General features: G+C 57.0%; 15 protein-coding genes. All 15 read right to left on the bottom strand.

Features of this window, described 5'->3' with window-relative positions; genetic code table 11:
• Positions 1–3: 3 nt before the first annotated feature.
• Positions 4–288, bottom strand: a complete 285-nt coding sequence (locus BED41_RS04155) for a BMC domain-containing protein (RefSeq protein WP_066743385.1) — start codon at positions 286–288, stop codon at positions 4–6.
• An 83-nt stretch (positions 289–371) separates the two neighbouring features.
• Positions 372–659, bottom strand: coding sequence for a BMC domain-containing protein (locus BED41_RS04150; RefSeq protein WP_157102398.1), 288 nt, complete (start codon positions 657–659; stop codon positions 372–374).
• 75 nt (positions 660–734) lie between these two features.
• Positions 735–2,222 carry an acetaldehyde dehydrogenase (acetylating) gene (locus BED41_RS04145; RefSeq protein ID WP_084002243.1) on the bottom strand — a complete coding sequence of 496 codons (1,488 nt, stop codon included), beginning with the start codon at positions 2,220–2,222 and terminating at the stop codon, positions 735–737.
• Position 2,223: 1 nt separating this feature from the next.
• The gene (locus BED41_RS04140; RefSeq protein ID WP_066743381.1) at positions 2,224–2,790 is read right to left on the bottom strand and encodes a BMC domain-containing protein; all 567 of its coding nucleotides are present in this window, start codon (positions 2,788–2,790) and stop codon (positions 2,224–2,226) included.
• A 3-nt stretch (positions 2,791–2,793) separates the two neighbouring features.
• Complete coding sequence (gene eutL, locus BED41_RS04135; protein ID WP_066743379.1) at positions 2,794–3,444, bottom strand: ethanolamine utilization microcompartment protein EutL; 651 nt, start codon at positions 3,442–3,444, stop codon at positions 2,794–2,796.
• Positions 3,445–3,461: 17 nt separating this feature from the next.
• Entirely contained in the window at positions 3,462–4,385 is a 924-nt protein-coding gene (eutC, locus tag BED41_RS04130) for an ethanolamine ammonia-lyase subunit EutC (RefSeq protein WP_066743377.1), read from the bottom strand.
• 12 nt (positions 4,386–4,397) lie between these two features.
• Positions 4,398–5,768: an ethanolamine ammonia-lyase subunit EutB gene (locus tag BED41_RS04125; protein WP_066743373.1), complete on the bottom strand. Its 1,371-nt coding sequence runs from the start codon at positions 5,766–5,768 to the stop codon at positions 4,398–4,400.
• A 64-nt stretch (positions 5,769–5,832) separates the two neighbouring features.
• Positions 5,833–7,269, bottom strand: a complete 1,437-nt coding sequence (locus BED41_RS04120) for an ethanolamine ammonia-lyase reactivating factor EutA (RefSeq protein ID WP_066743371.1) — start codon at positions 7,267–7,269, stop codon at positions 5,833–5,835.
• 19 nt (positions 7,270–7,288) lie between these two features.
• Positions 7,289–7,744 (bottom strand): EutP/PduV family microcompartment system protein, encoded by a 456-nt coding sequence (locus tag BED41_RS04115; protein ID WP_066743370.1) that lies wholly within the window; start codon positions 7,742–7,744, stop codon positions 7,289–7,291.
• Positions 7,744–8,094 (bottom strand): ethanolamine utilization microcompartment protein EutS, encoded by a 351-nt coding sequence (gene eutS / locus BED41_RS04110; RefSeq protein ID WP_066743369.1) that lies wholly within the window; start codon positions 8,092–8,094, stop codon positions 7,744–7,746. The genes BED41_RS04115 and eutS overlap by 1 nt, the downstream gene beginning before the upstream one ends.
• A gap of 356 nt (positions 8,095–8,450) precedes the next feature.
• Positions 8,451–9,587 (bottom strand): 1-propanol dehydrogenase PduQ, encoded by a 1,137-nt coding sequence (locus BED41_RS04105; protein WP_066743368.1) that lies wholly within the window; start codon positions 9,585–9,587, stop codon positions 8,451–8,453.
• A gap of 426 nt (positions 9,588–10,013) precedes the next feature.
• Positions 10,014–10,277, bottom strand: a complete 264-nt coding sequence (locus tag BED41_RS04100; RefSeq protein WP_066743366.1) for a Txe/YoeB family addiction module toxin — start codon at positions 10,275–10,277, stop codon at positions 10,014–10,016.
• Positions 10,277–10,525 (bottom strand): type II toxin-antitoxin system Phd/YefM family antitoxin, encoded by a 249-nt coding sequence (locus BED41_RS04095; protein ID WP_066743364.1) that lies wholly within the window; start codon positions 10,523–10,525, stop codon positions 10,277–10,279. Before BED41_RS04095 ends, BED41_RS04100 begins: the two co-directional genes overlap by 1 nt.
• Before the next feature lie 86 nt (positions 10,526–10,611).
• The gene (locus tag BED41_RS04090) at positions 10,612–10,917 is read right to left on the bottom strand and encodes an iron-containing alcohol dehydrogenase (protein ID WP_168160228.1); all 306 of its coding nucleotides are present in this window, start codon (positions 10,915–10,917) and stop codon (positions 10,612–10,614) included.
• 226 nt (positions 10,918–11,143) lie between these two features.
• On the bottom strand, positions 11,144–11,563 hold the full coding sequence (locus tag BED41_RS16720; protein ID WP_229712390.1) for a hypothetical protein: 420 nt from the start codon (positions 11,561–11,563) through the stop codon (positions 11,144–11,146).
• Positions 11,564–11,594: the final 31 nt, after the last annotated feature.

The following is an 11,594-nucleotide window of genomic DNA, read 5'->3' as shown; positions in this document are numbered from 1 at the left end:
GGCTTAATCTTTTAGTGTCGGCAAAAGGTAGTCGACATCCGCCGCGGGACGCGGGATCACATGGACGGAACGAAGCTCGCCCACCCTCTCGGCGGCCGCCGCTCCGGCGTCCGTCGCCGCCTTCACCGCGCCGACGTCGCCGCGCACCATAACGCTCACCAGGCCGCCGCCGACATGTACTTTGCCGATGAGGTTCACGTTAGCCGCCTTCACCATCGCATCGGCGGCCTCTATCGCGGGGACGAGCCCCTTTGTCTCTATCATTCCAAGCGCCTGCTGGTCTGCCATTTCAGCCACTCCTTTGTTTTTATCTTTTCCTCATATCAGTGAGGAGGATGTTTCAATAATGCCGGCGTGCAGCCGGCGGTACTTTACGCCTCTGTCTTGAGTGACGGCAGGAGGTAGTCCACGTCATCCGCGGGACGCGGGATCACATGGACGGAGAGCAGTTCGCCTACGCGCTCCGCCGCCGCCGCGCCAGCGTCCGTCGCGGCCTTTACCGCGCCGACGTCGCCGCGCACCATGACGGTCACAAGTCCGCCGCCCACCTGTACCTTGCCGATAAGGCTGACGTTGGCCGCCTTCACCATCGCATCCGCCGCCTCGATGGCGGGGACGAGTCCCTTTGTCTCGATCATTCCAAGTGCCTGCTGATTCATCATCGTTCATTCCTCCATTTATATTTAATATCTTCTAAATCTCTGTTGGTCTATTAACGAACATTACGTGCGCTGTCAGGAACGCAGCCTTTTCAGTATTTCCGCGACCACGGCGTTGACGTCGACGTTGTCAAACCGCTCCGGCTCCCCGATGCCGCTTTCGCAGATGCCGTCGGGGCAGTCTGGCATCGAGGCGCGCACCTCCGCCTGCGTCCGCAGCGGATAGGCGACGAGACGCCGGTTTATCAGGTTCAGCGGCCCGACGTTGTCCGAGGTCGAACTGCCGCCCTCCGCGCCGCAGCCGAGGGTCAGCGCCGGTACCAGCCCGGTCGTCGCGCCGATCGCGCCCAGCGTGCTGCCCGCGTTCACGACGATGCGCGAGACGGGGACGCGCGCCGAGAAGTAGGAGACGATCTCCTCGTTCTGCGAGTGGATGGAGAAGGTATGCCCCGCTCCCTCGTAGTGAAGTATCTCCTCGCATTTTTCGCACACCGCTTTGTAGTCGGGGGCGCTGTAGAAGGCGAGTATCGGGGCCAGCTTCTCGTTCGAGTAGGGGTGGCCGTAGCCGACGCCGTCCTCCGGCGCGACGATGATCTTCGTCCCCTCCGGAATTGTGAGCCCCGCGAGCTTCGCGATGACCTGCGCGCTTTTACCGACGATCTCGGGGTTCATCGTACCGTTGGCGCGGAGGATATATCTCCCGAGCTGGGCCCGTTCGGCGTCGTTAAGGAAGTAGCAGCCCTGGCGTTCCATCTCGGCCCGCACTTCGCCGCGGTAGTCGTCCGTGCAGATCACGGACTGCTCGGAGGCGCAGATCGTGCCGTTGTCAAAGGTCTTGGAGGCGACTATCTGCGCCACCGCCTCTTTGAGGTCTGCCGAGCGTTCGATGAATGAGGGGCCGTTACCGGGGCCGACGCCGATCGCCGGATTTCCCGAGGAGTAGGCCGCGCGCACCATCGCCGCGCCGCCCGTCGCGAGAATGAGCGCGACATGGGGATGGCGCATCAGCGACTCGGTCGCCTGCATGGTCGGCATGGAGATACAGCCGACGAGGTCTTCGTTGCCGCCCGCCTCGCTGATCGCCTGCTTTATCACTTTGACGGACTCCATGATGCAGCGTTTTGCCTGCGGGTGCGGCGAGAAGACGATCGCGTTGCCCGCCTTTATTGAGATGAGCGCCTTGTAAAAGGTCGTCGAGGTTGGGTTCGTCGAGGGGATGATCCCCGCGATGACGCCCAGCGGGACGGCGATAGTGCGCACCTTTTTCTTCTCATCCCAGTCTATTACGCCGACGGTCTTTATATCTTTTATATATTCATAGACCGCGCGGCTTCCGAATACGTTCTTTATTTTTTTGTCCGCGGGGATGCCGAAGCCGGTCTCTTCGCAGGCCATGAGGCCGAGACGCTCGGCGTTTCTCACGCCCGCGCCGGCGATCGACTTCACCAGCCGGTCCACGTACTCCTGGCTCTTGCCGGCGAGTTCCGCCTGCGCCGCTTTCGCCGCGCCGACCAGCTCGCGCACCTCCTGAACGGACAGAAGATCTTTATCACGCAGCTGCATATTATCTCTCCTGTTCTCTCTCTATCGCCGCAATGAGGGTCCTCTTGTTGGCCCGGCCGATCTTTTCCACGCCCATAGGGAGATTCATCCGCCGCGCCAGCGCGCGGAGCTCTCCCAGCGTCATTGCGCCGAGTTCTTTATCAATGGTCTCCTTTTCGCGCGCCAGCTCTCCCTCAAGTTCTTTAAGGGGCGCGGCCGCCGTTTCCCGCTCTTTTGGAAGGGCCGCCGGAAGCAGGGAGCCTTTCCCGGCCTTTTTTCCCTCCGCACCGTTCTTTTTAGAGCGGCGCTCTCTCAGCGGCGAGGGGAACATCCGTTCGATCATGGCGGCGAGCTGGTCGGAGGGGCGCGCGATCACGGAGGCCGAGAGCAGCGCCCCCTCCGCCGCGCCGCGCACGGCGGAGAGCGAAGCCTTGACCGCGGACACCTCGCCCGTTATCAGCAGCGATACGAGGCCGCCGCCGTCGCGCCGGCAGCTCCGCAGCCGGACGTCGGCGGCCTTCAGCGCGGCGTCCAGCCCGTCGACCGCGGGCAGGTATCCGAGAAATTCCATCAGCCCCAGCGCCTTCATCGTTTAGACCCTGGGATTCTCCGCCACGTACTCTATCGCCGCCGCGAAGGCGTCGCAGGCAGCCTTGCAGGCCGACTGCGAACCGGTGAGGAGGCCGCCGCCGAAGTTCGTCTCGGAGGGCGGGGCGTAGAATACGCACATGCTGACGTCCGCGGCCTTCATCGCGGCGTCTATGCCGTAAACCGCCTCCAGCGGCGGCGCGATGAGATAGGCGAGCGCCTCTCCCTCGGCGATGCCCGCCATCTTCGAGAGGTAGGAGCCGGTGCGCGATATGCAGAAGGCGTAGTATGGCACCGAGTCGTCGTCGTTCGCCGAGACAAAGTGCGCCACGTTTTCAATCATATCCACCGCGGCGGCGAGGCCGCTCTTGACCTCTGCGGGGTTCGGCCCCGCGAGGATGCCGATTATCTCTCCCGCGAACTTCGTCGTCGCGTTTCCCGCTCCCGCGTACATGCTCTTCGCGTATACGACCTGCACGTCCGCGGCCTTCGTCGCCTCGTCAAGCGCCGTGTAGGTCACGTCGTCGGAGTCAGAGGTGATGAGCGCCAGCGAACGCTGGGACGGCGCGAGGCCGAGCTCTTTGGCGAGAGAGGGGTCAACGTTGGGAATTATCTGTGTCGCAAGTACATTAGCCTTTAAAGGATCTCTTTTCATAACCCGTGCCTCCCCTGTTACAGTTTCAAATCTGTTCCGCTGGCCTTCTTTTCCAGCATTATCTTGATGACTTCCGCGATGTGGGCTCCCGCCTCGACCGGCGGCGTGCCGTCCTTGTGGATATTTGAAATCACCGTGCGGCGCGCCTCCGGCATGCCGACCGTCCCTTTGTAGGTAATGTATGCCGACATCGACTCGGCGGTTATCAGCCCCGGACGTTCGCCGACAAGGTCGCAGGTGACGGTCGCGCCCGTAAGCTCGGTGATCTCGTCCTCGACGCCGACACGCCCATATTCAACGAAGAACGGCGTGCCCACGTCGATACCATAGCTCTGAAGCCCCTGCATGAGGGCCGGAAGCAGGTCGGGGATGTTCGCCACCACCGCCGCCGAAGAGAGGCCGTCGGAGACGAATATCTGCACGGTGGGATTTTTTTTGCATTTCTCCTTTATCATCGCCACACCCTCAGGATTCAGCTTGCGGCCGAGGTCCGGGCGCGTGAGATATTCGTCCTTGCTGGTGCACATGGTGCGCACGACAAAGAGGTCCAGCTTTTCGACAAACTCAAGGTCCATCTGTGAGAATACAGCGTCCTGGGCCGCGGAGTGCGCGGCGCGGAATTCCAGCACCGGCAGCGTCTTGTAGCGCGCCCCGGCCTTGCCGATACCCAGACGGGCCGGCGCGTACTGCTTGAGGTCGTAATAGGCCTCGCCGTTTACCGGATTTTCCACAAGATACTGTTTGCGGATGTCGATCTCCGAGACGTCGGGAATGAAACCGTCGTCCACCTTCACAACGCCTTCCGCCGCGGGAGCGGCTGGGGTTTCTCCCGCCTTCACCGCTTCGGCGGCGGAGGGCGAGGCGGCAGCCGCGGCGTTCCCGATGTTCATCTCCGTCAGCACCTGTTCTATGATCGCTTTAAGCGCGTTCTGATCTACCATTTTTAAAGCCTCCTATCTGCCCGCGAAGACCGAGGCATCCCCCGCCAGCGGCGTGAGACGGCCGTCTTTGAGGAAGCCCATCTTCTCCAGCCACTCTTCAAAGGGCTTGATGGGACGCAGGCCGAATATTTCGCGCAGCGTCTGCGCCTCGTGATAACCCGTGCACTGGTACATGAGCATGCAGTCGTCGCCCTGGGGGACGCCCATGATGTAGTTGCAGCCGGCGGCCACGAGCAGCGCCGCGAGGTTTTCAATGTCGTTCTGGTCGGCCTTCATGTGATTCGTATAGCAGGCGTCGCAGCCCATCGGGACGCCCGAGAGTTTGCCCATGAAATGGTCCTCGAGCCCAGCGCGCGTCACCTGCTTCGCGTCGTAAAGATACTCCGGCCCGATGAAACCGACGACGGTGTTGACCAGGAAGGGATGATAGTGGCGGGCGAAGCCGTAGCAGCGCGCCTCCATCGTCAGCTGGTCCCAGCCGTTATGCGCGTCGGAGGAGAGTTCCGAGCCCTGCCCCGTCTCAAAATACATGACGTTCGGCCCCGTCGAGGTGCCGTGGTGGAGCATCATGTCACGCCCCTCCTCCAGCATCGCGGAGGTCAGCCCAAAGGCCTCGTTGCCCTTCTGCGAACCAGCGATCGACTGGAACATAAGGTCGATCGGCGCGTTGAATTTGCGCACCGCCTCCGTCTGAGTCGTCACGTGCGCGAGAACGCAGATCTGCGTCGGCACCTCCCACTTGTTCTTGAACTCGTCGAACAGCTTGAGGATGCGCGCCACCGACTCGACGCCGTCGTCAACGGGGTTGAGCCCGAGCACCGCGTCGCCGCAGCCGAGGCTGAAACCCTCCATCAGCGAGGCGGCGATCCCCTTCGGGTCGTCGGTCGTGTTGTTGGGCTGCAGGCGCGAAGAGAACGTCCCCGGAAGGCCGATCGTCGTGTTGCAGTGGGCCGTGACGGGAATCTTCTTCGCCGCGTATATGAGGTCGAGATTGCTCATCAGTTTGCAGACGGCCGATACCATCTCCGAGGTAAGGCCGCGGGAGGCGCGGTGGATCATCGCCGTCGTCGTCTCCTCCTGCAAAAGCCATTCGCGGAATTCGCTGACCGTCATATTCTTGTGTTCGTCGTAGATCCTCTCGCTGATGTCGTCCTGGATTATGCGCGTAACCTCGTCCTGCTCATAGGGCACGGCGGGGGTGTTGCGCAGCTCCGCGAGCGTCACTTCGGAAAGGACGACCTTCGCGGCGACCCGTTCCTCCGCGTTTTCCGCGGCGATCCCGGCAAGTTTGTCGCCCGACTTCTCCTCGTTCGCCTTGGCCATCACCTCGCGCAGTGACTTGAATTCATAGGTATGGCCCAAAAGTTTTGTCTTGAGCTTCATGCAGCTATCACCTCTCCATTTCTAATGTGACTGCCAATCTGAGAACGGGATAAATATTTCCCGTTCAGGAATTGAAAATCAATGTCTTGATGACGACCGGCAGCACATGTCCGCCAAATACCGGTTCGCCCAAATCTATATAATCTCCGCTGTCTGAATGTATGCCGTCGATACAGATCACCGGCTTTTTGTGCTCCAGCTTTACATTGAGCGCGTGTCCAAGCGCCTTGCCGATATCCGCCTCCACGACGACGATCAGCGGGAAGGGGCCCTCTACCACGCCGCGCGCCCCCGAGATCACCGCCTCGGCCAGCCGCTGTACCGCCGCAAAAGACTTGTATAGCCCGCCGGAGAGCGAGACCGCGATCTGCTCCTGGCGTCCCTCCGGCATAAAAAGCGGCATCTGAAACTTTATCGAACGCTCCACCCCCTCCGGCGTCGCCTCGTCCGCCTCCGGCACACGCAGGATCGGGACGTTCTTTATCGGCAGTATCCCCGGAGTGTAGGCGATAGTGCTGCCGCTGATCTCCGTGGCGCAGGTCCCCGCGCCGACGACCGTCGCGCGGATCGTCTCCAGCGGCGTGTAAAGCTCTACACCTGAAAAAGCGGGATGCCTCCTTATCTCGCCCCCGAGAATCACGCCGATGTCACCGAAACGGAAGAGGTCTCCCTGAGAGGGGCTGTAGACGAAGTCCGCCACGCCCCCCGAAAATGTCACCCCCGTAAGCGCCGGAAGTCCGGAGGGAAGCCCTTTGCCGTCGTTCGTATATAGATAACGGCACGTCTCCGACTGCGGCAGAAGGCCGACCGCCTCCGCGAGATACCCCGCCATCAGGCGGCAGAGGCCGCGCAGCTGCTCCGTATCGGCTCTCGCGCCGGCCTTTACCGCAAGGCCGTTGTCGGCGGCGATCCTTTCTATCTTAGGATAGACATAGGTGATCAAGTCATTCTCCACCTTCACGAGACGGCCGCCGATGTCGAGACAGGTGACGCCGCGCAGATTTCCCCTCTCATAAAAGGCGATGTTGCTAGTACCGCCGCCGACATCGAGATTCGCGACGACCGCGCGGTTATCCTCGGATATCTTGTCCGTACCGGCGCCGCGCGCCGAGAGCACCGACTCCAGATCCGGCCCCGCCGTCGCCACCACAAAGTCCCCGCTTAAAGCCGAAAGCGCCGAAAGCAGCTGATTGGCGTTCTTCTTGCGCGCCGTCTCGCCCGTGATGATGATCGCCCCCGTGTTTACCTGGGACGGCGTCATCTCCGCCCTCTTATACTCCTCGGTGACAATCCGCTTCACCGCCTCCGCGTCGATCTCCGTCGGCGAAAGCAGCGGCGTGAAATATATGGGGCTCCGGTAAAAGACCTCCTTGCCGACAATGGCGATACGCGGAGCCGTATAGGAGCTGGCGCGGTTCTCTATCCTTATCTTGCTGAAAATCAGCTGCGTCGTCGACGTGCCGACGTCTATGCCGACGCTTGTGATCGTCTCTCCGCCCATCCTCAGCTCATCTCCTTAATCAATCTAACGAATCAATAAATTCCACAAACTCCTGAATCCCCTCGCCCGTGTAGGCGCTGGTGACAAATATCCGTCCTATCCCCGCGCGCGTAAGCCGTATCTTTGCCTCCGCGATCTCCTCCGGTGAGGCGATGTCCGCCTTCGTCACCACCCCGGCTACCGGCTTGCCGAACATCGAGGCGAAGGAGGGCGGGAAAAAGCTCTGCGCGGCGGAGGCGCTCTGAAGAAAGACGATGAGCCGCGCCTCCGCGGCCGCCACAGAAAGCGCCCCGCGCATCCCGCCCCGCTCAAGATACTCACCTGGCGTGTCGATGATGAAGCCGCCGACGATATCCAGAGCCTGCGTCTTGCGGTAGCGCAGCTCTTCGCGCATCATCGCCTGCGTCAGCGTCGTCTTGCCCGCCATCGAAGCCCCGATGAAGATGACGCGCCGCCTCTTGTCCGCGGCTGCCATCAGGTGCGCGTGATGCGCGCGGGGGTAAAGCCCATCAGGTCGCAGAGCACCGACATGACGTCGCGCATCGCCGCCTCCACCGCCGCCACATCCCCCGTGATAAGCAGAGAACCGTTGAAGCGGTCCACATAGCCGATCGTGACATTGGCCGCCTTCGAAGCGACGTCCGCGGCGATCATCGCGCCCTCGCTCGGCGTAATCGTAAAGATGCCGATCGCCCCTCCCGTCTCAAAGAGCCCGAGCTTGCCGTAAAGCTCCTCCACCGGGTGGGCGATCACATGCGCGAGAGTAACCTGTTTACCCGGCACAAATTCCTGTATTATCCGTTGTTTATTCTCAAATTCACTCATCGGCTGCCTCCGGCGGGATGACTAAGTTCGATTACGGAAATCGAAGATTTCCTATCTCACTTATGTTTACCCGGCACAAATTCCTGTATTATTCGCTGTTTATTCTCAAATTCACTCATCGGCTGCCTCCGGCGGGATGACTAAGTTCGATTACGGAAATCGAAGATTTCCGATCTCACTTATGTTTACCCGGCACAAATTCTTGTATTATCCGCTGTTTATTCTCAAATTCACTCATCGGCTGCCTCCGGCGGGATGACTAAGTTCGATTACGGAAATCGAAGATTTCCGATCTCACTTATGCTTACCCGGCACAAATTCCTGTATTATTCGCTGTTTATTCTCAAATTCAGACATTATGGCAGCTTGCCGATATAGGCGTTTTCAAAGACCTGGCGGATATCCTCTTTCGTACAGCGGCGCGGCGCGGACGTGAGACAGGCGTCCGCGAGGGCGTCCTCCACCATCTCCGGCAGCTCCGCTTGAAAATCCTCCGTGCTGACGCCGGCCGCCTTGATCGTCGGCGGAATATCCATCTTTTTGGTCCAGGAGCGTATCATGCGGATCACGTTCAGCGCGCTCTGCCTGACGCTTGCCGTCGAAATATCACAGAGATAGGCGATCTTAGCGTAACGCTGGGCTGTATCCGTCAGCTGCGTCGCGCAGCCGGCGTTGAAACTCATCACATATGGCAGCAGGATTGCGTTCGCGCGCCCATGGGCGATATGAAACTTCGCACCGAGCGTATGCGCCATCGCGTGGTTAAGCCCCAGCCCCGCGTTGGAAAAGGCGATGCCCGCCATACAGGAGGCGTTGTGAACGCGCTGTCGCGCCTCGTAATTATCCGGCTCCTGATAGACGGTGAGCAGATAGCGGTAAATGAGCTTGATCGCCTTCTCCGCCATCGCGTCTGTAAAATCCGTGCGGTTTGTTGAAACAAAGGCCTCTATCGCATGCGTCAGCACGTCGAGCCCCGCGTCGGCCGTCACCTTCGGCGGCACGCTCATCACCAACTCCGCGTTAAGCACCGCCGAGGTCGGCAGCAGGCTGTCATCGACCATCGGGTATTTGACATTTTTCTTATGGTCTGTGATGACGGCGAAGCTGCTCACCTCCGACCCGGTGCCGCTCGTCGTCGGGATCGCCGTGAAGGGACAGGGTGGGATAGCCCCCTGCTGATGCGCGAAAAAGACGATCGCCTTTGCCGCGTCGATCGGCGAGCCGCCGCCAAGCACTACCACATGGTCCGGTTTGAACTCTATGATGCGCGCCGTACCCGCGGCGACGGTCTCGATATCTGGGTCCGCCTGCACGTCGGAGAATATCTCATACTCCGCGCCCGTTCCCTCCAGATAATCGGTGACGTAAGAGATCTTGCCGCTCGAAACCATAAACGGGTCGGAGACGATAAAGACCCGCCGCGCACCGCCCACCGCGTCCGCCAACGCATCTTTTCCCATATATATAGTCGTAATCGAAGAAAACTTTTCCATAACTTACCTCCTTAAACATTACCGGAGACATATTTATCATGCATGAGTTAAGTATAAAAATAATAGACGGCCTCACCACGGCCTATCTACTCAGCAAAAATTAGGCAAAAAAAGCCGGTCTCCCTGCGTGTTTTCCGCAGTGAGACCGGACAAATGAAGCACAGATCCTGTGTTGGACGAATTTCTTGGTAAGAATAATTTTAGCCGAAATTAAAGCTGCATAAACTGAATGATTAAGGTAAATATCTTTAACTTAACAAATACTTAAAAAAATTACAGCCTCGCCCACCGTACCGGCACATGGTCGGCGATGGCGAGATATTAGGAACTACTGGGAGACACAGTATTACCGTGTAGCAACAACTTAAAAAAATAGATTTGTTACCCGGTAACGATGATGTTCATTTTCAGCGTCGGCCTAGAATTTTAAATGTCATAGCGAGAACACATGCTGATTATCTTTACCGTTTTTATCTCTTCCTGCACTTCATACACAAACCTATGTTTGATATTGATACGCCGTGATATAGCTCCCGCCATGTCTCCCCGCAAAGTCTCGTATCTGGGAGGCGTTTTATAGGGATCTTCTCTTATGAGTTCTATTAAAGCCTTGGCTTTTTCATCAAGCTTCGCAGCTTTCAGGAGGAGAATATCTTTAACCGCCTTTTTGGTATACACAATTTCGTACATCACCAGACAACCTTATCCTCCGGAACGCATTCCTCGATCGGCGTATTTAGGCCGTCTATTATTTTTTCCCGCATTCCAGGGATAGAAGCCAGGTACAGCGTTTCCATCATACTATTATAGTCATCTTCGCTCAGAATAACCGCGTTGCCGTCCTTGGTGCTGACGTTCACGGGTTCGTTATACTTGATTGTCTGTTCCAATATGCCGAAAAGGTTTTTGCGCAGCGTAGTTGCATTAGTATTTAACATTTCGATCACCTCATATGTACATTATAACGTACATATGAGGTTTTGTCATGGAGCTGCATTTATTCTAGGGGTGCAGACATTGTGTCTTAGTCTATAAGTTCTTTATTATGATCCGTGATGACGGCGAAGCCGCTCACAGACGACCCCGTGCCGCTTGTCGTCAGGATCACTGTTAAGGGACAGGGGGATAGCCCATGCTGGTGCGCAAAAAAGACGATCGTCTTCGCCGAGTCGATCGGAAAACCGCCGCCAAGCACGACCACATGGTCCGGCTTGAACTCAACGATACGAGCTCCGTCCCCGCTAGATAATCGGTGACAGTAAGATATCTTGCCGCTCGAAACCATAAATGGGTCGGAGACGATAAAACCCCGCCGAGCACCGCCTACCACATCCGCCAACGCATCCTTTCCCATACATATATAATGGTAATCGAAGAAAACTTTTCTATAACTTACCTCCTTAAACATTACCGGAGACATATTATCGCGCCGAAGTTAAGCATAAAAATAATATACGACCTCATCACGGCCTATCGCAAAAAATTTGGCAAAAAAATTAAGGACCGACACATATTCTCTTTAATCAGCGCAATTTTGAGTGAATTTACTTCTTTATTTAATAATTAAATTTGTCAACGACTTTTTTAATTAAATCACTACCTTTAGCAACTTTATCGTTCCCGCCTAATTCTTGATATATATAAAATATTTCTTTTGCACTTTCAACAATAAGATTTTCTGTTATCATCTTAAGATCTAGTTTCGCCATTGTTTCTTTTGTAATATTTACCGAATTCAAAGCTTTTGCCGTCACTAAAAATATTACATAAAAAAGAATATCTGAGCGTGCAGAAACAGAATATATTTCATTATTTTTCTTTAAAATACGTTCTACTTCTTTACTTACACATGCAGCAACATAGAATGTATCTAAGTTTTGGTTTTCTATATAAAGTTTGGTATACTCATCATCATTTGATATAATTGTAGAAGGCCTTGCTCTTGCGTAATTTGGTTTTTGCAATAAAGTAGACATTAAGCATTGAGCTAAAAACGAAACACTTACT

The sequence above is a fragment of the Cloacibacillus porcorum genome, from assembly GCF_001701045.1.
In the GTDB taxonomy this organism is placed as follows: Bacteria; Synergistota; Synergistia; order Synergistales; family Synergistaceae; genus Cloacibacillus; species Cloacibacillus porcorum.
Note: the sequence above shows the minus strand (reverse complement) of the source record. Positions and strands in the feature narration are given on the sequence as shown.